This window comes from Paenalcaligenes sp. DL 463, from assembly GCF_057475185.1.
Window position 1 is genome coordinate 1353441 of record NZ_JBYBKX010000001.1, and the last position, 24611, is coordinate 1378051.

General features: G+C 48.8%; 19 protein-coding genes. 13 read left to right on the top strand and 6 right to left on the bottom strand.

Going from position 1 to position 24611, the window contains the following annotated elements; all coding sequences use genetic code 11:
• The gene (locus AC2UZI_RS06330) at nucleotides 1-1290 is read left to right on the top strand and encodes an MFS transporter (RefSeq protein ID WP_486942964.1); all 1290 of its coding nucleotides are present in this window, start codon (nucleotides 1-3) and stop codon (nucleotides 1288-1290) included.
• 19 nt (nucleotides 1291-1309) lie between these two features.
• Here the strand turns inward: AC2UZI_RS06330 and queF are convergent, their stop codons facing one another.
• Complete coding sequence (gene queF / locus AC2UZI_RS06335) at nucleotides 1310-2134, bottom strand: NADPH-dependent 7-cyano-7-deazaguanine reductase QueF (RefSeq protein ID WP_486942965.1); 825 nt, start codon at nucleotides 2132-2134, stop codon at nucleotides 1310-1312.
• A gap of 275 nt (nucleotides 2135-2409) precedes the next feature.
• Between queF and aceA the strand changes: the two genes are divergently transcribed.
• The 10 genes from aceA (at nucleotide 2410) to AC2UZI_RS06385 (ending at nucleotide 10581) form a co-directional block, all read left to right on the top strand.
• On the top strand, nucleotides 2410-3717 hold the full coding sequence (gene aceA, locus AC2UZI_RS06340; RefSeq protein WP_486942966.1) for an isocitrate lyase: 1308 nt from the start codon (nucleotides 2410-2412) through the stop codon (nucleotides 3715-3717).
• A gap of 173 nt (nucleotides 3718-3890) precedes the next feature.
• On the top strand, nucleotides 3891-4850 hold the full coding sequence (locus AC2UZI_RS06345) for a hypothetical protein (RefSeq protein WP_486942967.1): 960 nt from the start codon (nucleotides 3891-3893) through the stop codon (nucleotides 4848-4850).
• Between the two features lie 8 nt (nucleotides 4851-4858).
• On the top strand, nucleotides 4859-5035 hold the full coding sequence (gene ccoS / locus AC2UZI_RS06350) for a cbb3-type cytochrome oxidase assembly protein CcoS (RefSeq protein ID WP_486942968.1): 177 nt from the start codon (nucleotides 4859-4861) through the stop codon (nucleotides 5033-5035).
• Between the two features lie 172 nt (nucleotides 5036-5207).
• Nucleotides 5208-6692, top strand: a complete 1485-nt coding sequence (gene ccoN / locus AC2UZI_RS06355; protein WP_486942969.1) for a cytochrome-c oxidase, cbb3-type subunit I — start codon at nucleotides 5208-5210, stop codon at nucleotides 6690-6692.
• Between the two features lie 14 nt (nucleotides 6693-6706).
• A complete protein-coding gene (gene ccoO, locus AC2UZI_RS06360) occupies nucleotides 6707-7363 on the top strand; it encodes a cytochrome-c oxidase, cbb3-type subunit II (RefSeq protein WP_486942970.1) in 657 nt (218 codons plus the stop codon).
• A 2-nt stretch (nucleotides 7364-7365) separates the two neighbouring features.
• The gene (locus AC2UZI_RS06365; RefSeq protein WP_486942971.1) at nucleotides 7366-7539 is read left to right on the top strand and encodes a cbb3-type cytochrome oxidase subunit 3; all 174 of its coding nucleotides are present in this window, start codon (nucleotides 7366-7368) and stop codon (nucleotides 7537-7539) included.
• Nucleotides 7532-8434: a cytochrome-c oxidase, cbb3-type subunit III gene (ccoP, locus tag AC2UZI_RS06370; protein WP_486942972.1), complete on the top strand. Its 903-nt coding sequence runs from the start codon at nucleotides 7532-7534 to the stop codon at nucleotides 8432-8434. Before AC2UZI_RS06365 ends, ccoP begins: the two co-directional genes overlap by 8 nt.
• Nucleotides 8435-8481: 47 nt before the next feature.
• The gene (gene ccoG / locus AC2UZI_RS06375; RefSeq protein WP_486942973.1) at nucleotides 8482-9999 is read left to right on the top strand and encodes a cytochrome c oxidase accessory protein CcoG; all 1518 of its coding nucleotides are present in this window, start codon (nucleotides 8482-8484) and stop codon (nucleotides 9997-9999) included.
• 40 nt (nucleotides 10000-10039) lie between these two features.
• On the top strand, nucleotides 10040-10273 hold the full coding sequence (locus AC2UZI_RS06380) for a FixH family protein (RefSeq protein WP_486942974.1): 234 nt from the start codon (nucleotides 10040-10042) through the stop codon (nucleotides 10271-10273).
• A 65-nt stretch (nucleotides 10274-10338) separates the two neighbouring features.
• Nucleotides 10339-10581, top strand: coding sequence for a hypothetical protein (locus AC2UZI_RS06385; RefSeq protein WP_486942975.1), 243 nt, complete (start codon nucleotides 10339-10341; stop codon nucleotides 10579-10581).
• 34 nt (nucleotides 10582-10615) lie between these two features.
• Here the strand turns inward: AC2UZI_RS06385 and fnr are convergent, their stop codons facing one another.
• Nucleotides 10616-11344 carry a fumarate/nitrate reduction transcriptional regulator Fnr gene (fnr, locus tag AC2UZI_RS06390; protein WP_486943728.1) on the bottom strand — a complete coding sequence of 243 codons (729 nt, stop codon included), beginning with the start codon at nucleotides 11342-11344 and terminating at the stop codon, nucleotides 10616-10618.
• Nucleotides 11345-11769: 425 nt separating this feature from the next.
• On the opposite strand from fnr, the gene clpB reads away from it, so the two are divergent.
• Nucleotides 11770-14370: an ATP-dependent chaperone ClpB gene (clpB, locus tag AC2UZI_RS06395; protein WP_486942976.1), complete on the top strand. Its 2601-nt coding sequence runs from the start codon at nucleotides 11770-11772 to the stop codon at nucleotides 14368-14370.
• A 98-nt stretch (nucleotides 14371-14468) separates the two neighbouring features.
• Here the strand turns inward: clpB and AC2UZI_RS06400 are convergent, their stop codons facing one another.
• A complete protein-coding gene (locus AC2UZI_RS06400) occupies nucleotides 14469-15155 on the bottom strand; it encodes an epoxyqueuosine reductase QueH (protein ID WP_486942977.1) in 687 nt (228 codons plus the stop codon).
• A 31-nt stretch (nucleotides 15156-15186) separates the two neighbouring features.
• Nucleotides 15187-17946, bottom strand: coding sequence for a bifunctional [glutamate--ammonia ligase]-adenylyl-L-tyrosine phosphorylase/[glutamate--ammonia-ligase] adenylyltransferase (glnE, locus tag AC2UZI_RS06405; RefSeq protein ID WP_486942978.1), 2760 nt, complete (start codon nucleotides 17944-17946; stop codon nucleotides 15187-15189).
• A gap of 97 nt (nucleotides 17947-18043) precedes the next feature.
• Here glnE and AC2UZI_RS06410 point away from each other — a divergent pair, with 97 nt between their 5' ends.
• Nucleotides 18044-21658 (top strand): YhdP family protein, encoded by a 3615-nt coding sequence (locus tag AC2UZI_RS06410; RefSeq protein ID WP_486942979.1) that lies wholly within the window; start codon nucleotides 18044-18046, stop codon nucleotides 21656-21658.
• Between the two features lie 45 nt (nucleotides 21659-21703).
• Here AC2UZI_RS06410 and gdhA read toward each other — a convergent pair whose 3' ends face one another.
• Together gdhA and rho are read right to left on the bottom strand one after the other, a co-directional pair.
• Entirely contained in the window at nucleotides 21704-23044 is a 1341-nt protein-coding gene (gene gdhA / locus AC2UZI_RS06415) for an NADP-specific glutamate dehydrogenase (protein ID WP_486942980.1), read from the bottom strand.
• A gap of 298 nt (nucleotides 23045-23342) precedes the next feature.
• Nucleotides 23343-24599 (bottom strand): transcription termination factor Rho, encoded by a 1257-nt coding sequence (gene rho, locus AC2UZI_RS06420; protein ID WP_486942981.1) that lies wholly within the window; start codon nucleotides 24597-24599, stop codon nucleotides 23343-23345.
• Nucleotides 24600-24611: the final 12 nt, after the last annotated feature.

The following is a 24611-nucleotide window of genomic DNA, read 5'->3' on the forward strand; positions in this document are numbered from 1 at the left end:
ATGAGCCTTACAGCGTTAGAGATTAATGCGGACAGCATCGAACGCAAGCGACGCGATTGGCGGATCATTGCCTTAATCGGAACGGCTCACTCTTGCTCGCATTTTTTTCAGCTGGTTATCCCCACTCTGTATGTGTTTTTAGCGCAAGAGTTTGGCTATGACTTCGTGCGCTTAGGTGGGTTAGCAACAGCGTTTTTTGTGGTCTCTGGAATAGGGCAGGCCAGCTCGGGTTTTATCGTTGATCGGATTGGTCCAACCCCGGTTCTGTACTTCGGGCTTTCATGTTTTATCGCATCAGGTGCGCTGATCGGCTTGTCCGATGGTTACGGAATGCTGTTATTGGCGGCGGTCATCGGTGGTATTGGTAATTCCGTTTTTCATCCGGTTGATTATTCGATTATTAATCATCGAGTCAGTCCTTCTCGCTTAGGCCATGCGTTCAGTGTGCATGGACTTACTGGGAATTTGGGCTGGGCGCTTACCCCGCTATTCATAACGGGAATAGCATTGGCCTCATCCTGGCGCATTGCGGCATTTTCTGCATCCGCTCTGATCGCGATTGTGCTGCTATTAACCATTCTAGGGCGCCATTTATTATCGGGTAAGGCAAGCGCTAAGGAAGCGGTAAGTGACGACGAACCCGCGATTAACCATTCCTCTAGTAAAAGTGATCTATCGCAACAAAGTATTGGGCAAACCTTGATTACGTTGGGGTCACAACCAGCGTTGTGGGGCGCTTTTTTGTTTTTTGCCGCCAGTTCTGTGGCGTTATCATCCGTGCAAAACTATACGATCCCTATGTTGGGTGATGTGTATGGGGTTAGCCGTGTTTTAGCGGGCTCCGCCTTGTCGGGATACATGGTGGCTGCAGCCCTAGGAATGATAGCGGGAGGGTTTTTAGTGGGCGCTACGGCGAAAACGGAACGTATTGTGTTCGTATCGCTGATTGCTGCTGGGCTAATGTTGGTGCTGTTAGCCTCGGGGTTATTGCCACCACATTATGCTGTTGTGGCGGTGGGGCTTGCTGGCTTTTGTTCAGGAGTGGCGTCTCCATCTCGAGATATGTTGATACGTCGAGTGACGCCTAAAGGTGCTACAGGTACGGTGTATGGCTTGGTTTACTCTGGGATGGATGTGGGTTCATCGTTTGCACCCTTGCTATTCGGCGCAATGTTGGATGCAGGTTTAACGCGAGGCCCCTGGGTGGGGGCGGCCGTCGCGTTTAGTATTTCCGCTGTGATGGCAGTCTGGGTGGCTGCGCAAGCCAACCGTTCTCGTAGCGCAGCATAAATAACACAGGTAACGCGTATTACTGCCTTGGGGTGCGCTGTGATGGCAAGCTTACTTTATGGCTACTGCGCCACGGATTAATATCCAAACCGCCTCTACGTGTGTAACGCGCTTGAACCATCAATGAGTCTGGTGCGCAGCGTTGCATAATGTCGCTAAATATACGCTCTACGCAATGCTCGTGAAACTCGGTGTGCTGTCTAAACGATACGATGTAAGCGAGCAAACTTTCAGCAGCGATTTTTTTGCCACTGTATGTAATTTGTACGGAGCCCCAATCCGGTTGACCCGTTTGCGGACAATTCGACTTTAATAGGTCTGAGGTTAGGGTTTCGTAAACGGTGGCGCCGTTTGTTTCGCAATGCAGAAGCGTTGGCTCTGGCGCATAATGCGAAATTTCCACATCTAACAGATCAATATTTTCACCTTCTAATGGGTTCATCATTGGCCCATCGTAAGGGGTTAAGCCATAAAGTCGTACTTCTACGGGCGCTTGTGCAGCGGCACTGAGGTCGGCCTCAAGCAAATGCTGCACTTCTTTGATACTGCCGAAACGCACTTCATTAAACGAGTTGAGATAAAGCTTTAACGACTTAGACTCGATTAACAATGGGCTATCCCAAGGAATGACAAATTCGCCGATCATGACGATGGGTTTGCCTTTGGCGTTTAACCACGATACTTCGTAAGCCGTCCAAACATCCTGACCAAACCAAACGGTAGGTATCGTCAAACTGCTGCGGTTGGGTGCGCGTTCAATCGTAAATAATAGAGAGGGGTCGTAAGCAGTGGGGTATTGAACCGGTTGCCCCAAGGGCGATTGATCTAAAGTTTGCTTCGTCATGACAGTGGACTCATGGATAGAGGTAGGCTTAATAATGGTGACATTATCTCATATGGTGGATAGACGCTTTCATATTATAAAAAGGGCATGTTGCGTTGCGGTAAACTTGTTTTCATAATTAGGTTTTGTTTTTCGTATCTCGAAAACTGTTTTGTAATTAGTTGATTTAATTACATTAAATTAATAGTCTTATATAAGATATAAGTGTGTTTTTGTGGCGTAGTTCTCGTAAACTAATACTCATCAATCTAAGTACTTTTTATTAGGAGTTCGTGATGAGTTATCGTGAAGCAGAAATACGCCGTTTACAAGAAAGCTGGGCAGAGGACGCACGCTGGAAAGGGGTTAAGCGCAACTACAGTGCTGAGGCCGTGGTGCAACTGCGGGGCTCAGTCATTGAAGAGCATACGCTGGCGCGCCGGGGGGCGGAAAAACTGTGGACACTTTTGCATGATGAACCCTTCGTTAACTCATTGGGCGCATTGACCGGCAATCAAGCGATGCAGCAAGTTAAAGCAGGTTTGAAGGCCATCTACCTGTCGGGATGGCAAGTGGCCGGGGATGCGAATGGGGCGGGTGAGATGTATCCTGACCAATCCTTATATCCGATCAATTCGGTTCCTCAAGTGGTGCGCCGTATTAATAATTCGTTAATCCGTTGCGACCAAATACAGTGGTCTGAAGGAATGAATCCTGAGGATGACGGCTTTATTGATTACTTTGCTCCCATCGTGGCCGATGCAGAGGCGGGCTTTGGGGGTGTATTGAATGCTTTTGAGTTAATGAAAGCGATGATCGTAGCTGGTGCAAGTGGCGTGCATTTTGAAGACCAACTTGCCTCGGTGAAAAAGTGTGGGCACTTAGGAGGTAAGGTTCTGGTTCCTACACGTGAAGCAATCGCTAAGTTGTGTGCAGCGCGCTTGGCTTCTGATGTATTGAATGTACCAACGGTATTATTGGCTCGTACTGACGCGGATGCCGCTGATCTAATTACCAGTGACATCGATGAAAATGATCATCCTTTCATTACTGGCGAGCGCACGGTAGAAGGGTTTTATCGCACTCGCGCGGGTATCGATCAAGCAATTTCCAGAGGGCTTGCCTACGCACCTTATGCCGATTTGATTTGGTGCGAAACGTCAACGCCTAACTTAGCGTACGCAAAGCAGTTCGCCGAAGCGATTAGGCGTCAGTTTCCCGACAAAATGCTCGCTTATAACTGCTCTCCGTCGTTCAATTGGAAGAAGAATCTTGATGACCAGACCATTGCGCAATTTCAACGAGAGTTAGGCGCGATGGGATACAAATTTCAGTTTATTACCTTGGCAGGTTTCCATGCCTTAAACTATGGAATGTTTGATCTCGCCCATGGATATGCACGCCACAACATGAGCGCTTTTGTTGAACTGCAGGAGAAAGAGTTCGCCGCTGCGGACCGGGGCTTCACCGCAGTGCGCCATCAGCGTGAAGTGGGTACAGGATATTTCGATGCGGTTACGCAGGTAATTGAAGGGGGGCAATCGTCAACCACTGCATTGTCGGGCTCTACAGAGGCCGAACAATTTAGTACAGCGACTTCTTAAGTCATCGTCGTTATTGATAAACGGGATCCCACATTTATGGCTGTAAACAGTTCGTCAAGCCTTATAAAACATGATGTATAAAGGTGACAGAAAAGAGTGGGATCTCGTAATTTAAAACGGGTATTGATCTAAATCAATTGTGCTTTAAATTGAATGTATTATAGTTTACCCCTATGCGCGCGTATTCAATTTTCACAATTCCTTCTGACCTCCCCGAGGAACACCGTCAGCAGCGTAAACATATGCTGGCTCGACTTGGATTAGCTTGGTTGGCCATGATGCAAGTCATGATGTTTGCCTTTCCAGGCTATTTGCGTTCTGAATCCATGGCTCCAGAGAATCTAGCCATGCTAGATGACGCCATCTACTTAATGAACTGGGCTGGCTTGTTGCTAACCGTGCCGGTCATGATCTATTGCGCTTATCCTATCTGGCAGGGCGCAAGCAAAAGTTTGAAGCAAGGCAGAATCGGTATGGATATTCCGGTTGCCTTAGGCATTATTGTTGCCTTCCTACCTAGCGTTAGTTCCACATTGAAAGGGTACGGAGAGGTCTACTTCGACTCTGTAACAATGTTTGTAGCTTTTTTGCTAACGGCTCGCTATTTCGAGCTGTGTGCCCGTCAATCCATCCATCGTGGCCGTTCCTATCAGCGTATTGAAGACCTTCGTGCTTCCATTTCAGCGAAATCAAACACTCTGGCGTTTTGGTTTGTGTTGATACAGGTCTGTTTGGCTTTAGTGTTGGGCGTAATTTGGTACTATTACCAACCGGATCATGCGGTGGCGGTAATGGTGGCACTTTTTGTGATGAGTTGTCCCTGTGCTATGTCAATGTCGGTACCTACCGCCGTTGCTGCAGCGCAAGCTGGCCTCACCGCAAATCCTACGAATAATGATTTTGAAATTACCGCACTAAGCAAACAAACCGAACGAGTCGCTAAGCAAAATTTGTATGGCTCTATTGCATGGCATCTATTAATGACGCCTTTGGCTGCAGTAGGGCTAGTGTCTCCTTGGGTTGCCGCGGTATCTATGCTGCTTTCATCAATGTTGGTAGCGCTAAACTCTTGGCGTGTTTTCCGCCGTAGGGTGCAGGCGTCATCAATGGATGCTATTGAAGCGACAGCTTAAGGTATATCGTGCTTGAATCTCTGTTCCTCCTTATTCCTATCTCATTGTTTTTTGTAATCCTAATGGGTGTGGCATTTTGGTGGGCGATTTTTTCAGAACAGTTCGATAACTCCACTGCGGCTGGCGAGTCCGTCTTACTTGATGATGACGAGACAAGTAGCAAGTTGGAAATCAAAAAACACTAAGAAAAAGCGTTGTTCGCGCTTCCGTAGTATTGCTTAGGCAATAGAGAAGCTCGGATTACGTTGTTGTTTTAGGGTGAGTGCGTCTTGACGCAGGTCAAAGTGCAAAGGCCAAGCATGGGTAATCATGCTTAAAGCACATACTTTGTATTTAACGTTAGTATAGGGGAAGCAAATGGGCACTTCCGATGTAGTCGGAAAACAGGCCGAAGTCTTCAACTACGGGGTTATTAGGCAGTTTGCCATAATGACGGTAGTGTGGGGAGTTGTGGGCATGGGGGTCGGTGTTCTGATCGCCTTGCAGCTAATCTGGCCGGAACTAAATTTTGAGACACCTTGGTTTTCATTTGGTCGTTTACGGCCATTGCATACCAATGCTGTTATTTTCGCTTTTGGTGGTAGCGCGTTATTTGCAACGTCCTACTACGTTGTGCAGCGCACCTCTCAAGTACGGCTGTTTAGCGATAAACTGGCCTCGTTTACCTTCTGGGGTTGGCAGCTAGCAATGGTTGGCGCAGTGATCACGCTTCCATTAGGTTTCACTACAACGAAAGAGTATGCCGAACTCGAATGGCCTTTAGACATACTGATTGCTTTGGTATGGGTTTCTTATGCCGTGGTGTTTTTTGGCACGCTAGTAAAACGTCGTGTACGCCATATATATGTCGCTAACTGGTTTTACGGTGCCTTTATTACCACGATTGCGGTGCTTCATATTTTCAACAATATTGAAGTTCCTGTCAGTTTGTGGAAATCGTACTCGGTGTACGCTGGCGTACAGGATGCCATGGTGCAATGGTGGTACGGGCATAATGCGGTTGGTTTCTTCCTGACCACATCCTTCTTGGGCATGATGTATTACTTTGTGCCTAAGCAAGCAAACCGTCCCGTCTATTCTTACCGTCTCTCCATTGTTCACTTTTGGGCGTTGGCGTTTACTTACATGTGGGCAGGTCCTCACCATTTGCTCTATACCTCGCTACCCGACTGGACTCAGTCACTGGGTATGGCGTTCTCGCTGATTTTGTTGGCTCCCTCATGGGGCGGCATGATCAACGGAATTATGACCCTGTCAGGTGCATGGCATAAGCTTCGTACGGATCCTATTCTGAAGTTCTTAGTCACCTCACTCTCCTTCTACGGTATGTCTACCTTTGAAGGGTCGATGATGGCGATTCGTACCGTGAACTCGCTCTCTCACTACACTGACTGGACGATTGGTCATGTTCACTCCGGCGCGTTGGGCTGGGTTGCAATGATCACTTTCGGTTCGTTGTATTACATGATTCCACGTTTGTACGGTCAGGCTCAAATGGCACGTCCAAAATTGGTAGAGCTGCATTTCTGGCTAGCAACCTTAGGCGTGGTTTTGTACATCGCCGCGATGTGGATTGCAGGCGTGATGCAAGGTCTGATGTGGCGCGCTACATCGCCCGATGGCATGCTGACTTACAGCTTTGTCGAAGGCGTTAAAGCTACCTATCCGTTCTACATGATTCGTGCTCTCGGTGGGTTTATGTTCCTCGTTGGTGTCATCATCATGGGTTGGAATACCTTCCTAACCGTATGGGGCAAGCCTCGTGTGAATCCAGTCGTTCCTTTAACAAACCCTGACGCGATTGACCCAGCAAACGTTGGCCCCGCTGTCGTTACAGAGTAAGGAGCTAACGAATAATGTCTCAGCAGAAAAAAGGTTTTACGCACGCTACGATCGAACGCAACGTTGGATTGTTGATTGTGCTAAGTATTCTTGTCATTTCGTTTGCCGGCTTGGCTCAGATTGTGCCGCTGTTTTTTCAGCACTCCACAACTGAGCCAGTTGAAGGCGTGACACCCTACGAGCCCTTACGTCTTGTCGGTCGCGATATCTATATTCGTGAAGGCTGCGTGGGCTGTCACTCGCAGCAGATTCGTATGCTGCAATCCGAGGTTCAGCGCTATGGCCCTTACTCCTTAGCCGGAGAGGGTGTGTACGAGCATCCCTTCCTTTGGGGTTCTAAGCGTACGGGCCCTGATTTGGCTCGCGTTGGTGGCGTCTATACCGACAACTGGCACCGTATTCACTTGCGTAATCCGCGTGATACAGAGCCAGCTTCGAATATGCCGGCCTACCCGTGGTTACAGCACGCAACAGTAGAAGGGGCTAACGTCCAGCGTCGTATGCAAGCGTTGCGTTCCATTGGTGTTCCTTACACCGATGAGCAAATCGAAGCAGCGCCTGAGCAGTTGGTCGGTAAAACTGAAGAAGATGCGTTAATTGCCTATCTTCAAGGTTTAGGGCTTCAAGGTCGTGCTGCCGCAGAGCGTGCAGTTGCTGAAGGAGGGTATTGATCATGGCGTATCTAAATGGTTTCGTCACCATTGTAGGAATGCTGACATTCTTTGGCATCGTTATGTGGGCTTGGTCTAAAGGACGTGTGCAAGCCAATGAAGATGCAGCATCGCTTCCATTTGCATTGCCAGATGAAGCCGACGTAGTCAATAAAGCTGGAGGCTCAAATGAGTGATTTTTTCAATAGCGGTTGGAGCATTTATGTTTCCGTTATTGCAATTGGTGGGATCGTGTTTTGTGTCTGGCTATTATGGACACAACGTTCATGGCTCAGTCCGACCAAAGAAGACGAAGAGAGCGCTCATGTCTGGGACGGTGACATTACCGAACTGAATACCACGGTGCCACGCTGGTGGACCATTATGTACATTGCTCTGTGTGTGTTCGCTTTCGGTTACCTTCTCCTTTACCCCGGACTAGGAAGCTATAAGGGCATGTTCGGCTTTACTGCAGCCAAACAAGTTCAACAGCAGCAGCAACAGGTTAACGAGCGTTTAGCACCGATCTACGAGCGGTTCCGCGAAATGCCTATTCCTGCTATCGCTGCGGATGACGAAGCCATGAGTATCGGCCAGCGCTTGTTCTTGAATAACTGCGCTCAATGTCACGGATCGGATGCACAAGGTAGCCCAAGCTTTCCGAACCTGACTGATTCCTCATGGTTATGGGGCGGAGAACCTGAACAAATTCTTCACACCATTGCTGAAGGTCGTCGGGGCATCATGCCTCCTCAGGCGGTGACGCCAGCTGAGGCTTCCGATATTGCACATTATGTTCGCTCTCTGAATAACCTTGCACACGATCCGATTCGAGTCGTGGCGGGTAAGCGTAGCTTTGATAGTACGTGTGTGGCTTGCCACGGCGCAGAGGCTAAGGGCAATACGTTACTTGGTGCTCCTGATCTTACCGATGGCTCATGGTTGTATGGTAGTTCCCATGCCGTAATTGTTGAAGGCATTTTAAAAGGTCGTGATAACGAAATGCCTGCACAAAAGAACCGTTTAACGGATGAGCAAATTCGTTTGTTAGCCGGTTGGGTTTGGGGTTTAAGTAACGATGCACACAATTAACGGTGTGCATGGCATTAAGTGTTAAAGATTAACTTGAGAGGTTCATTATGAGCAGCGACGCTCCCGATAACGTAGACAATGGTCGTGAAGACGAGAAGGTGCCAGAGTGGCGTCCTGTAGCACGACCAAAAGCTGCTGGGGGAGCGTCACCTCAAGTTGAAAAAGCCATCTCAGATGTGCGTAGCAAAATATACCCCCGTGCTGTCACGGGGATATATGCTCGGTGGCGCATCATTATGGTGTATTTCACACAGATCATTTTTTACGGCTTACCTTGGCTGCAATGGAACGATAGGCAGGCGGTTCTTTTTGATCTGGGTGCTCGTAAGTTTTACCTGTTCGGTATGGTGATGTGGCCGCAAGATATTATTTATCTTGCGGTTTTGCTGATTTTGTCAGCGTTCTCCCTATTTTTATTTACCGCATTGGCGGGACGACTGTTTTGTGGCTATGCCTGTCCTCAAACGGTCTATACACAGATTTTTATGTGGGTCGAGCACAAGGTCGAAGGCGATCGCTTAGCTCGTATCCGTCTTGACGAGGCCCCTTGGAGCGCTAAGAAATTACGTCTTAAAGCAACAAAGCACGCCATTTGGTTGGCCATTGCTTTCTGGACGGGTTTTACCTTTATTGGATATTTTGCGCCGATCCGTGACTTAGGTACTGCGTTGTTGGCGTTTAGCTTGGGTCCTTGGCAATGGTTCTGGCTGGTGTTTTATTCCATCGCCACGTGGGGTAATGCTGGGTTTTTACGGGAAGCCGTCTGTAAGTACATGTGTCCTTACGCTCGCTTCCAAAGTGTCATGGTCGATGATGACACCTTTGTTGTCAGTTACGATCATATTCGCGGCGAACCGCGAGGCGGGCGTTCACGCCGTATCGATCATAAAGAAGCGGGAATGGGCGACTGTGTTAATTGCAGTCTCTGTGTGCAGGTGTGTCCCACAGGGATCGATATTCGCGACGGCTTGCAGTACATGTGTATTGGTTGTGGGGCCTGTGTAGACGTCTGTGATCAAGTCATGGACAAAATGAATTACGATAAGGGGCTTATCCGCTATACCTCTGGGCGAGCGATTACTGAGCGACTGACTCAGTCGGATGTACGTCAAAAGATGTTCAGACCCCGTGTTTTGATTTATGTCGCCATTTTGCTCGTCATTACCGGTGTGTTCATCTTTTCGCTTGTTACCCGTCAAACCTTACGCATGGATGTCATTCGTGACCGAGGGGTATTAGGTAGAGAGATACCCGGAGGGTACATTGAGAACATTTACCGATTGCAGCTGATGAACACCTCTGAACAGCCGATTTCGGTTGAGTTATCAGCAGGTGGTATTCCTGGTATTACGATCAGCACAACCAATCAAGAGGGGAACACGGTGGTAATGGTTCCTGCAGCATCCAACGAGCTGATTCCGGTTCACGTACAGGTACCTATTGATTTGGGGTTGGCGGAAGGGATGCACGATGTGGAAATAACGGCACGTACTGTTGTTGAAACCGATGCTAGCGGTTCGGCAGAATCCATCACCGAACAGTCTCGCTTCTATATACCGCGTTAATTTTCTTTTCGACAGTCGGTGTAAACACTAAAGGAAAAATATGGCAACAGCCGCTAAAACAGATATGGATGACAGACCTTGGTATAAAGAGCCATGGCCTTGGATTTTAATGGCCGGTCCATTCCTTGCTGTTGTTGGGTGTATTATTACTATTACACTGGCTTTCCAGAATCAAGACGGTGTAATTAGAGATGGCGGAGTAAAACAGGGTTTGGTAGTATCAAAACCTGCTGTTGTTGAAGTTGAGCAGTCAGACGCCTCAACCGACTCATAAGCCTGACTGCCACTTCTCTCTGATAGGCTGTAAAGATGCTAAAGATCTTACTTAAGGAGATTTTTATGAGCAGGCAAGCCTGGATGTGGATATTGTGGCCTTCATTTTTAATGGCTGGTGTAACAAGTGGCATTGTGTTTGCGCTGATAGACCCGATGGATATCGTCGTCTATGGCATACAACCAACCAGTCGGCAATTGGTTTACGCGCTTAGCTTTTTCTTTTTTTGGGGAATGCTAGCGTTAACAAGTGGTTTTAGCTACTTGATCTCACCCATACGAATCAACCGAAGGCGCCGAGCTTACTAAGTAAGCAATTGCTATGATGCATAGCGCCTTGGCATTAGGCACAGTCAGTGCCGGCGAGCTCTTGCAATGCGTTTAGATCTAATAGCAGCACATTGCGTTGTTGGATGCGTAATAAGCCTTCGCGAGAGAACCGAGAAAATAATCGGCTAATTGTTTCTAAGGTAAGGCCTAGAAAATTACCAATTTCCTCGCGACTCATTCTTAATACAAATTCGTAGGGCGAATAGCCCAATACACCCAATCGTTGCGACAAGTTAACCAAGAATGCGGCAAGCTTTTGCTCAGAGCGCAGCGTGCCTAAATTCATAATCAGATGATGCGAGCGATTGATTTCTTTGCTCATCAGGCGTCGCAGTTGTTGCTGCAACTGTGGTAGTTGGCTTGATATACGGTCTAGGTCTTCCAGACGCATAATACAGAGCTCACTGTCTTCAAGAGCAATCGCATTGGAGACGTGCTTGTTGTGCAGCAGCCCGTCCATGCCTATCAGTTCACCAGGCAGCATAAAGCCCGTAATCTGGACTTGTCCTCCCGCATCTTCTAGTTGGGTTTTTATACACCCAGAACGTAAGGCATAAATGGCATTAACCTCATCTTCAAGGTGAAATAAGGCCTGTCCTTTGGCTACGCGCACGCGCTCTTGGACGAGGTCGTCAAGCTTAGCGCGGTCGTTACTGGACATGCCGAATGGCAAGCAGATGTCGCTTAACATACATGTCGAACACCGCATAGCATCTTCAGGGATGGCGTAACGTTTTTGAATAGACAAAGTTTGCTCCAACATATTAAGCATCGTTGCTTTGAGATAGATCAAAGGTAATTGTAGCTATAGATTAGAGAAAGTACCTAAAGAACCCCTTAATTTCTTTGTTACCCCTATTGTTATTAATACCTTTACGCAGTAACCCTTGATTTATAACGATTTTATGTATCGCTTTTCGTTACGTTTTTGCGTAATGAAATGTAATCCTTTGACTTGGGGACGATGGAATGCTTTGGCTTGTGTCGTTATCGAAGAAAGTAGGGGTAATTACGCTGACAGCGGGGTGCGTGCGGTGCGCCAAGTGATGGTTAGCTTGAATTTCATAAAATTGGCTTCATCTATAAGTTAATTCTTAGTTATTACCGGCGCGGCTCTTAGCATTTAGGCTTCGGCATCCGTGCCTTTACTGTGTAGGTATGCCAGATATGCGAATCGATAAATTAACGACCAAGTTTCAGCAAGCGCTAGCCGATGCGCAAAGCTTAGCGTTACAACATAACCATCCTTACTTAGAGCCTATACACGTGTTGTCGGCGTTGCTGGCGGATGCTGATTCCGGTGTGGGCAGCCTTCTAGCGCGCGCCGGGGTCGCGGTTCCTCGATTGCAAACTAGCCTTAAAATGGCGCTTGAAGGGCTTCCGCAAGTTCAAGGAAGTGAAAGTAACTTTCAAATTAGCCGCGAACTGCAGGTGGCCTTGGCTCACTGCGAAAAAGAAGCCACCTCTCGTGGCGACACTTACATCGCTAGTGAGCTTTTTCTACTCGTGCTAAGTCGAGACAAAGGTCAAACCGGACGTCTGTTACGAGAGGCTGGATTACAAGAGGCCTCCTTAGTTGCTGCGATTGATGCTGTTCGTGGTGGAAGCTCAATTAATGATGCTGAAGGCGATGCTAACCGTGAAGCGCTAGCGAAGTACACGACCGACCTTACTGAGCGCGCGCGTTTGGGTAAATTGGATCCTGTCATCGGTAGGGACGATGAAATTCGCCGCTCAATACAAATATTGCAACGTAGGACCAAGAATAACCCAGTGCTAATTGGCGAACCAGGCGTAGGTAAAACGGCTATTGTGGAAGGTTTAGCACAGCGCATTGTTAATAATGAAGTACCTGAGAACTTGAAAGGTAAGCGAGTTTTGGTGCTGGATTTAGCCGCGTTGTTAGCAGGTGCAAAATACCGTGGCGAATTTGAAGAGCGCTTAAAGGCAGTCTTAAAAGAGCTTTCGCATGATGCAGGTCGTACGATTTTATTCATTGATGAAATCCATACTGTCGTCGGTGCAGGTAAAGCGGAAGGGGCGATGGATGCTGGCAATATGCTCAAACCTGCGCTAGCGCGCGGAGAGCTGCACTGTATTGGTGCGACAACGCTGGACGAGTATCGCCAGTACATCGAGAAGGATGCCGCGCTTGAACGTCGGTTTCAGAAAGTTCAGGTCAATGAGCCGGATATAGAATCCACAATTGCGATCTTACGAGGCTTGCAAGAGCGTTATGAGTTGCACCATGGCGTCGCTATTACCGACCCAGCTATCGTGGCGGCGGCAGAGTTGTCGAATCGTTATATTACCGATAGGTTCTTGCCCGATAAAGCGATCGATCTTATCGATGAGGCGGCGGCCCGTATACGAATGGAGATCGACTCTAAGCCTGAGGTCATGGATAAATTGGATCGTCGGATGATTCAGTTAAAGATTGAACGTGAAGCGGTACGTAAAGAAAGTGATGATGCTTCGCAACGACGTTTACAGGTGATCGAAGATGAATTACTTCGCCTTGAGCGTGAATATAACGATTACGAAGAGGTCTGGAAGGCTGAGAAAGCAGCTGTGCAAGGTACGCAGTCGATTAAAGAAGAAATTGATCAGCTACGGGCCGAGATGGCCGAGCTGCAACGTAAAGGGCAGTTTGATAAGTTAGCCGAGCTACAGTACGGGCGTCTTCCAGCGCTAGAGGGACGTTTGCAAACAGCGGAAGACAGTAAGACACATGTGGCTGAAGATAAACCTAAGCTGCTGCGCACAGAGGTGGGCGCTGAAGAGATCGCTGAGGTGGTGTCTCGTGCCACCGGCATTCCGGTCTCACGCATGATGCAGGGTGAACGCGAGAAACTGCTGCAGATGGAGAACCACCTAACACGCCGAGTGGTGGGGCAGTCTGAAGCCGTTACGTTGGTTTCTGATGCGATACGTCGCTCGCGAGCTGGGCTGTCCGACCCTTCTAGGCCTTACGGTTCCTTCTTGTTCTTAGGGCCTACAGGTGTGGGTAAGACTGAGCTAACCAAAGCCTTAGCTAGCTTCTTATTCGACTCTGAAGAGCATCTGATTCGTATTGATATGTCAGAGTTTATGGAGAAACACTCGGTTGCGCGTTTGATCGGTGCGCCTCCTGGTTACGTGGGTTACGAGCAGGGAGGGTATTTAACGGAAGCGGTTAGACGCAAACCCTACAGTGTGATTTTGCTGGATGAGGTAGAAAAAGCGCATCCTGATGTATTCAACGTGCTGCTTCAGGTGTTAGATGATGGGCGCTTGACGGATGGTCAGGGACGCACTGTTGATTTTCGAAATACGGTAGTGATTATGACGTCTAACTTGGGGGCGCATCATATTCAGGAAATGAGTGATGAGCCTTACGAGACGGTCAAACAAGTGGTCTGGGAAGAGGTGAAACTTGCCTTCCGTCCTGAGTTTTTGAACCGTATTGACGAAGTCGTGGTATTCCATGCATTAGGGGCTGAGCAAATTCAGGCAATTGCCAAAATTCAACTTGAACGTTTGGCCGAGCGCTTACGAGATCGCGATATGCATTTAGAAGTGAGTGAAGCGGCATTGAACGAATTAGCAGCCGTGGGTTTCGATCCGTTGTTTGGTGCGCGTCCGTTAAAGCGCGCGATACAACAACATATAGAGAATCCGGTGGCTAAGTTGATACTCGAAGGGAAGTTTGGTGAAAATGACGTCGTGCCTGTGGATTGGCAAAACGATCAGTTTGTATTTGATGGGGTGCCACCCGTCGTGCATTAAGTCACCTTGCCCAGCTTGGTATTGATGAAATAAAAAGCTCGACCTTAAGATGAGGTCGAGCTTTTTTTAAATTTAAGCGACGTTAGGGGTGTTTTTCCTTAGTCTTGGCTGTTTAGCGTTTCTCGATTTGCATCCCAAGAATAAAATTTCACGCCTATTTCAATACGGTCACGTCCTTTAGAACGGCGCCACCGGTTGGTGTCACGCAAGGAATACACACAGCCACAGTACTCTTGCATGTAAAACGCTTCGTCTTTGCTAATTTCAAGCATGCGTTGCGAGCCACCGCCTTTGCGCCAGTTGTAAGTCCAATAGTGTAAATCGGGGTAGCGGGCCGCAGCGCGTAGGCCACAGCCGTTAATTTGATCCATGTCTTTCCAGCGAGAAATGCCTAAAGAGCTGGTGATTGTGTCAAAGCCATGCTCATGTGCATACAACGCGGTTCGTTCAAAGCGCATATCGAAACACTCTGTGCAGCGAATGCCGCGCTCGGGCTCGTTCTCCATTCCTTTCACACGGTCAAACCAATTGTCGACATCGTAATCGGCGTCGATAAATTCAATACCGTGCTTCTCAGCATAGCGAATGTTTTCTTGTTTGCGGATTTCGTATTCGCGAACGGGGTGAATATTCGGATTATAAAAATAGATGGCGTAGTCAATGCCTGATGCCGTCATGGCCTCCATCACTTCGCCCGAGCAAGGGGCACAGCAGGAGTGCAATAACACTTTCTTTCGCTGCTCTGGAAGGGCTAGCGGTACGCGGGTAGTAGGAGGGGTAGACATTGATGAAAATCCTTACAGTAATGCTTGTATTTTAGCTGCCAATCACAACATCCCAAAGCTGCTGTACGGCGGCGCGGTCAGCTTCGTGTTGTTCGGGAGGGACACGCACCCATGTCTGAGCTTGTAAGCGTAGGTTGTGTTGACGTTTTCGGTAATGCCGATAAGCGGCTATTACTTTAGCACTAAGTGCTTGATCGATCAGTTTCTGATCAGCGGCAAGGCCGAGTAGGGCGATGTTCCCTAGGTTGTTCAAGAGGACAGGGTGTTGATGAGCGTGCGATAACACTAGGTACTGTGTGATGAACTCGATGTCGACCATGCCCCCTTTGTCGTGCTTTAAGTCGAACAGGTCACTGTGGTTAGGGTGTCCGGCTCGGATGCGTTCGCGCATCTTGCTTATGTCTTCGCGCAATTGAAGGGGATCGCGTTGGCGTAATAAGATCTTTCGCCTTAGCTCTTCAAATCGAGCCCCGATACTAACGTCTCCGGCAACAAAACGAGCTCGGGTGATCGCCTGATGCTCCCAGCTCCAGGCGCTACGACTTTGGTACTGTTCAAAACCATCGATGCTAACGGCGATTAAGCCGGCGTCTCCGTCGGGGCGAAGTCGCGTATCGACCTCGTATAAGCGGCCGGACGACGTAAGAGTAGACAGCCAAGAAATCATGCGGCGCCCCAGTCGAACGTACTGTTCCACAGCATTGTTGTCGGGGTCGTCGTAGAGAAAAACCAGATCTAAATCAGAAGCATACCCCAGCTCTTTTCCTCCCAGTTTTCCATAAGCGATGACCGCAAACTGGGGTGGGCGTAGTGGGCCACCTGTGTTGTCTCGGCTCTGGGCCAGAGGCCAAGTGCGACTTATGGTCTCCTCTAGCATGAGATCGGCGAGGGCCGAAAGCGAATCGGCAAGTTTTTCTACGCTGTGCAGGCCTGAAAGATCTTGGGCGATTAACTGAAACGTGACTTGGTGTTGGACATTGCGCATCAAGTTCATCTGTTGCTCAATGTCAGGTTGCCCGTTGGGAAGCCGGCATGCATCGAGTTCGCGCTGCAATTGAAGTTTCAAGGCTTCAAAGTCAGGTTCTTGCATTAACGATTGCCACTCTATAAGGCTATCGAGCACCAGTGGATACTGGGCCAGATACTGCGCCACCCAAGGGCTGGCAGCGACGATAGTGGTGAGTCGTTTTAAGGTATCGGGGTATTCGGCAAGTAAGGCTAGGTAAGCACTACGTTGGGAGATACTTTCTACCACATTGAGTAGGCGTAATAAGGTCTCTTGCGGAGCCTCCGACAACGAAGCTTCCTGCACGATAAGTGGCAATAAAAGCTCTAGGCGCTCACGGCTTTGACGGGGTAAGTGACGTAGGCGATGGCTCTTTCGTATAAGTTCAAGTTGTGTGCTGGCATACTCTTGAAACTTTGTTTGTTCAGGGCATGGCTCTGTTACCGGTGCTGATGGGGCAGGCGGGGAAGCTGGGTGTGTATCTTTTTCCTCGCCTAAGCCCGCAATACGGAAGGCATTTCTGAAGCTTTCATTAACGAACAGTCGGTGCTGATTAAGTTCTGCGCTGAAATCCGTTGTCGACATTCCAAGCACCTTAGCTAAGGCGGCGTAAGTGTCGTCTGACGTGGGTAGGAGGTGGGTTTGGGCGTCGTCTTTGTACTGAAGCATATGCTCAACGCGACGTAGAAAGCGATAAGCCGCTTTTAATTTGGTTGCTACGGTTTGATCAAGAACGCCTGCCTGCACCTGCATGTCAATGGCGCAGAGAAGCGTTTCAGTTTGTAGTGAAGGTTGGCGTCCGCCACGGATGAGCTGGTTCAATTGGATGACGAATTCAATTTCACGTATTCCTCCGTCCCCCAATTTGATATTCAACTTTGCATCGGTAGCATTTCGAGCATACGCTTTTTGTTGCCAATCTTCGCGAATGCGTTCTCGTAAGTTTCGCAGGGATGCTAAGGCGTCAAAATCGAAGTATTTGCGATAGACAAAAGGGGATCGCAAACGTGTAAAGGCTTCGCATAACGCTTGCGTATTACTGTTGGGGGCGTAAGACTGTGTTAATGGCCGAGCTTTTAACCAGGCGTATCGTTCCCATTCGCGTCCTTGTAGCACTAAGTAGTTCTCGACGGCGGTTAGGCTCCATGCTAAAGGCCCGGAATCGCCGTCTGGACGCAAACGCAGGTCACATCTAAAGACTTGTCCATGCTCGGTCATATCCGAAAGAATGAGGTTGATCTGTTTAACTAAGCGCTGATAAAACTCGTGATAACTAATTTTCCGCTTTCCATCCGTTTCACCTTCAGCGTCGTAGATCGCGATAAAATCGATGTCGGATGAGACGTTGAGTTCCTTACCTCCCCATTTACCCATGGCGATAATCAGTAACTCTAATAGGCGTCCTGTTTTAGGGTCGGTCGGAGCCCCATGACGCTCGATTAAGAAGCTCATGGCGCAGCGGTAGGCCTCGCCCATGGCGATGTCGGCCAAAAAGCTCATGGCTTCCACAACTTCCTGTAGAGAGGCGGCGTCCTGTGTGTCTCGTACCATCAGTGTATAGAAAACACGCTCGCGCAATTGTCGTAAAACGCGTTTTGTCTCATGGATGTTGGTGTCGACTGCGCCCGCCGTTAGTTCTTTTAGCCAAGCGCTAATTTGCTCTGTGCTGACGGGCCGCTTAACGTAGTGTTGCAGCTCAATGGCGAACTGGGGCGAGGCAAGGAGCTTACGTTGCAAAGCGCCAGACCATTGCAGGGCAGACTTCAATATAATGGCTTCATTCATTCGATTTTTTTAATAGAAATCATTGCCCCGTCTGGGACGTTAAACGCTCTGTTTATGCTGATGAGGCATCAACAAATTATTCCCCGTTAAGGATCCGATGCGAAAGGTGTTCCGCTTTAGCCTCTATCTACTACTTACGTTGTATGTAGTAGTGGTAGTGGGTGTGTCGGTCTTGCGGTTTTGGGTTTTACCACAGATTAATCACTGGAAAGCTCCCATACAAGAGCAGTTGTCGTCGGCGCTTGGGGTTTCCGTCGAGTTCGAGCATATCAGTGCGAGTTGGAAAGGTATACACCCCCGCCTTGAGCTAAGGGGTATAAGCTGGTCTACCACTCCTCACAGTGCGCCAGCGTTACGAGTTCCCCGAGTGGCGTTAGTGCCTAGTTGGCGTGCTCTTCTCGACAAGCGTATTGGTTTCGAGCATATCGAAATAGAAGGTCTTGATGTGTCGCTGCGCCGAGACGCACAGGCTGCCCTGTATATTGAGCATATCAAACTGGGCTCGCATTCCGAAGCGGCTGTCGCTCCTCCAGCACAGGATCCAGGGCAAGCACCGCTGTTAACGTGGTTAAGTCAACAGCCTAGTGTCCGCATCATCGACGCGAACTTAACGTGGACGGATCAGCTGCGCGGTTTAGCTCCGGTGGCGATACATGGTTTGACACTGTCCTTAAGCGCTTTGCCTGAGCGACATCATGTTGTGGTGCGAAGTGATAATCAGGATACGGGTCAAAACGAATTGCTGGCCATTGCTGACATTCAACCTACTGAGGGACAGGCGTTATCCATAGAGCAAGTGTTTGGCAAGCTTTACGTCCAAATGAGCGGTGACAGCGCCCAGCTCTGGAGCCGTAGCCTGAACCTTCCTGAGGGATGGGCGGTATCGCTGAATACGCTTGAATTGTGGGCCGATCTTGAAGCCGGCCAGATGGCCGCTTTGCAGTTGAACGCAGAGCTTGAAGACCTAAGCATGATGGTGGCTGAACAAAAGCTGGAAGCGAATCGCTTCTCGTTTTCTGCGCGCGGAGACTGGAGCAGTATCAATGGCCTCATACAAGCAGAGGCAGCCACAGATTCGGCGCTGCAGTTTAAGGCCTTGGCCTCTCAGATCAGTATTGCTGAGGGCCCGGTTTGGGATCAGTCTATTGTGTTGGATCAGGCTGCCATCAGTGGCCAATGGCAGGGTGAGGTTTTAGCCTTTAATCAGTTATCCATAGAAAACAGCGACTTTTGGGCACAAGCGTCGGGCGAGTGGTCGAATCCCTTGCATTCAAATTTGGGCCAGTTACGTCTCTATGGCGATTTACAACGTGTTGAGTTGTCGTCGCTGTATCGCTATTTTCCTCAAGCGATTGATGACGATGTCACAGAGTGGTTGCGGCAGAGTTTGGTCGAGGGACAGGCTCCACAAGCTAAGTTTGTGTTGCTTGGCGAGCTTGAGGACTTCCCTTTTTCGGAACAGTCTGATCAAGGATATTTCTATGTGGGTGCGGCGATTCAGAACGCGACTGTCGATTATCTGCCAAGTGAAAATAACGAGCCGTCATGGCCTCAGGTCAGTCAGGCTACAGGCCATTTATACATCGAACGAGCGGGGCTGTATGCTGACTTCCACCATGCTTTGGTAGAGATAGATCCTGAACATCCTGTGGTGGCTAAGCAGATTCGAGTCGACATCCCGGATATGAGTTCCGAGGCCGTATTAGGGATCCACGCGCTGACTGAAGGGGCTGCACCTGAGTACTTGGCATTAATGACGCGCTCTCCGTTAGGGGGCATACTGAGTCATTATTTAGATGACGCGCAGGGCGATGGCTTGTGGCGCGTGCCGTTAAGCCTGCGTGTACCGCTTCTCGACACTGATCGTACGACGCTAAGCGGAGAAATTCAGATGGAAGACGCATCGCTGCAGCTGATGCCAAACCTGCCTCCGTTCAGCGATGTTAAGGGTAGTTTAGGCTTTAATCATCAAGGGGTAAGCAGCGATGATTTAATGGCGCGGTGGCTCGGTCAGGCGATCACCATTCGAGGTGTATTAGCACCTGGTGAAAGCGGTTTAGGGGTGCAGGCAACCTTAGATATAGCAGCGCTACAGTCCTATTTGGGGGACAACTCATTGCACGTTTTATCTGGCCAGACGCCTTTTTCACTCAACTTCAGTTTCTCGCCGCAGGGCCAATTGCTGATTGCGGGGAACTCTACCTTGCAGGGCATAAGCACAGATCTTCCCGAGCCTTTGAGTAAGAAGGCCGAGCAACGTTGGCCGCTTCACGTTAGCTGGACCCCTATTGGTGATCAGTCTGATTATCGTTTACAGGCTCGACTGGGGGACGAGTTAAATGCAGAGTTTCGCTACACACCTCAACGTGTAGAGGGTGAAAACACGCTTCAGGCAGGCATTATCTCTACGAATACGAGTGCAAACCCACCTGAGAAAGGGATGGATATTGATGTTAGTTATCCGCGCTTAAATTTAGATCAATGGTACGAGTGGATACGTAGCACGCGTTCAAATACAGAACACAGCGATGATTTCTTTTGGCCTGAGTTAAGGCGTTTGCGCTTACAAAGTAGCGAGTCGCAAATGCTGGGTATGCCATTTAGTCAGTTGACGTTTACGGCACATCGTCCGGTTGAGCAAAGATGGCGGGTTGATTTAAGCTCTACTGAGCTTGCTGGAAATGTGCAATGGGCGGTAGATGATCAGGGTGAAATAGACGGTGTTCTCGATGCCAAACTGCAGCGTCTGGTGTTGTGGGAACCGGCCTTTTTATCAGATTCGTCTGAACTTATACAAAGCGATCCACCAGAAACGGATGAGGCGTTTTTTGAAGGGGATCTTCGTCTACCAGACTTAACGGTAGAAATTGATCAGTTGCGTGTGGCGGGTCTGAATGTGGGGCGTTTTTATGCCACTGGAGAAGGGCTGTCGCATCAAAATAGCTGGAGATTATCCACCTTAGAGGTGGCGGGCCCTGGGCTGGCATTAGCGGGTAGCGGCACATGGCGCTTATCGGGACCTGAAAGGGGTTTAGGTATTGATGCCAATATTGATGTCGAGAATCTGGGCGAATACTTTAGTTTCGCGGGTAGGCCTGAATGGGTGCAAGCGGGTAATGGGAAGGTAACAGCAACGCTAAATTGGCAACGCCTGCCTTGGAGTATTGATCTAGCTAACCTACAGGCAGACATCGACGTTGACCTTAATAAGGGGCGGCTTAATGGTATTAATTCCAGATCGGCTCGTTTATTAGAATTGTTGTCGGTACAGTCATTGGGGCGTTTAGCAAGTTTAGATGTGAACCTGTCGGGGGTAACTCAAGACGGTTTTCCTTACGATACGCTCAATGGCTCAATACAACTGAATGAGGCGATGCTTACCACCCAACATTACAGCGTGATTGGGCCTGTGGGTGCCATAGAGATTGAGGGTAACGTGGGACTGAAGTCAGAGCGCGTTGATTTGAATGCCGTGGTGGTGCCTAAGTTGGACGTTAGTGGTGCGGCGATTGCGGCTGGCGTGGTCGTGAATCCCTTGTTAGGGGTAGGGGCGTTTCTAACACAATGGTTGATGCAATCGCCTTTATCTGAGGCAATGACCTTACGCTATTCGGTCGATGGCGATTGGAATGATTTACGAATCCAAGAGGTTAAAAGCGCTAGTGATAAACCGCGTGCTGAGAAGGAAGCGTTTATTTTTATCGAGCCATAAAAAAAGGGGCGAAACGCCCCTTTTTATTGATAGGAAATGAATGCTTTAGTGTACCCCTTGCTGGAACATTGCATCGGCCACCTTCACAAAGCCGGCGATATTAGCGCCGTCTACGTAATTGATAAAATCGCTGGTTTCACCATGAGTGACGCAGCTCTCGTGGATACAGCGCATGATTTCGTGTAGTTTCTCGTCAACTTGTTCGCAGGTCCAATGTAGTCGTTGCGCGTTCTGACAAATTTCTAATCCCGAAACAGCGACCCCACCTGCGTTACTGGCTTTACCAGGCGCATAAAGAATTTTAGCTTCAACGAACAGGTTAACAGCCTCAAGCGTAGAAGGCATGTTGGCGCCCTCAGCCACACATTTCACTCCGTTAAGAAGTAGTGTTTTTGCATCCTCAAGCTCTAGCTCGTTTTGCGTGGCGCAGGGCAATGCGACATCAACAGCAACATCCCAAGGGCGTTTGCCAGCGAAGTAGTGAATGTGTGCCGCTTTAGCGTAGTCTTCCACGCGACCATGCTCTTCATTACGAATACGCATCAGTAATTGCAGTTTTTCAACAGTAAAACCGTCGGGATCGTGGGCATATCCATGAGAATCAGATACGGTGAGCACTTTAGCGCCCATCTGCATGCACTTCTCAATCGCGTACTGAGCAACGTTTCCCGAACCTGAAACCGATACGGTTAAACCATCCATAGAGAGCTGGCGCGTTTTCAACATTTCTTGAGCAAAATACACGACACCATAACCGGTGGCTTCAGGACGAATTAAGCTACCGCCGTATGTCGTACCTTTGCCGGTGAAAACGCAGGCATTCGAGTTGTTGATCTTCTTCGCCATGCCTACCATAAACCCAATTTCGCGACCCCCAACACCAATGTCGCCTGCAGGAATATCGGTATCAGGACCGAGATGTCGATACAGTTCCAGCGTCAGTGCCTGACAAAAACGCATGATTTCGTTGTGGGAACGGTTTTTCGGGTTGAAATCCGAACCACCCTTAGCACCGCCCATGGGTAAGGTCGTCAATGCATTTTTGAACGTTTGTTCAAACGCGAGAAATTTGAGAATGGATAAATTGACGGAAGGGTGAAAGCGCATACCGCCTTTGTAGGGGCCGATGGCATTGCTGTGTTGAACTCTAAAGGCACGGTTGGTTTCTACTTTGCCTTTATCATTAACCCACGATACCCGAAATTGGATAATACGTTCGGGTTCAATGAGGCGTTCGAGTAAGCCGTGATCGGCGTAGTGTGGGTTCTTCTCTATAAACGGCCACAAACTACCCATAACTTCAGTGACTGCCTGCATGAACTCAGGCTGGTGTGGGTCACGGGCACGGACAGATTCTAGGAACTGCTCTAGGTTCGAGTTTTTCATGGATAGAAGCTCTGTCGTAAAACTGAGTACGTAGATCAATAAACCATATGCTCAGCAAGATTAAAAGAAAGGAAGGTTGATAGAAAGCCGCTAATGAATAACGGCTGCGGGGATAACGTTAAAGACGTTATTGCGTTGATGGTTTTGCTTGATGTGCTGGATCGGAACGTAGCACCTAAATGGGGTGCTAAGAATGACAATACCCTAAAGGTATACGGAGAGGTGAGATTCAGCTTGTTAAATAGCATGGAACCAAAAATAAATAAGCCTCGTTATCGAGGCTTATTTATTTTAAAACTTATTTTTTCATCATATCGAAAAATTCGGCATTTGTTTTCGTTGCTCGAATTTTATCGAGGATGAAGTCCATGGATTCGACCTCGTCCATATCGTGAATGAACTTACGTAATACCCATATTTTCTGAAGTAAATCGGGTTTAATAAGCAGCTCTTCGCGACGTGTTCCAGACTTGTTTAGATTGATGGCTGGATAGATGCGTTTCTCTGCGAGGCGGCGTTCTAAGTGGATTTCAGAGTTTCCTGTACCTTTGAACTCTTCGTAGATCACTTCGTCCATGCGGCTACCGGTTTCGATCAAAGCAGTACCGATAATGGTCAGCGAACCGCCTTCCTCTAAGTTACGGGCAGCACCAAAAAAACGTTTTGGACGTTGTAGCGCATTTGCATCAACCCCACCTGTGAGTACCTTGCCTGATGACGGCACTACCGTGTTGTAAGCGCGAGCTAGGCGCGTGATGGAGTCAAGCAAGATAACCACATCTTTTTTGAGCTCGACCAAACGTTTGGCTTTTTCAATCACCATTTCGGCAACTTGCACGTGACGTGTAGCGGGCTCATCAAACGTCGAGGCAACCACTTCACCGCGTACGGTACGCTGCATTTCAGTGACTTCCTCTGGGCGTTCATCCACCAGAAGAACAATCATGACCGAGTCAGGGTAGTTTGAAGTAATCGCATGAGCAATGTGTTGCATCATTACGGTTTTACCCGACTTAGGGCTGGCCACAATAAGCCCACGCTGCCCTTTACCAACCGGAGCGAACATATCCAGAATACGACCAGTGATGTTCTCTTCGCTTTTGATATCGCGCTCAAGCGTCATGGGTTGATTCGGGTGTAAGGGCGTAAGGTTCTCAAACATAATGCGATGTTTGATGGCCTCGGGTTGCATGCCGTTAACCTTATCGACCTTCACTAACGCAAAGTAGCGCTCACCATCTTTAGGGGTGCGAACCTCGCCCTCGATGGAATCCCCCGTGTGCAAATTAAAACGTCTGATTTGCGAAGGGGAGATATAAATGTCGTCAGTGCTAGCCAAGTAGGAGGTTTCCGGCGAGCGTAAAAAGCCGAAACCATCAGGCAGTACTTCGAGTACGCCGTCGCCGAAAATCTGTTCGCCTTTCTTGGCGTGTTTTTTCATGATGGCAAACATCAGCTCTTGCTTGCGAAGGCGGTTTGCGTTGTCGATTTCCAGGCTGGCAGCCATTTCTAGCAACTGCGAGACGTGCAGAGCTTTTAATTCGTTGAGGTGCATGAGAGGAAAAGA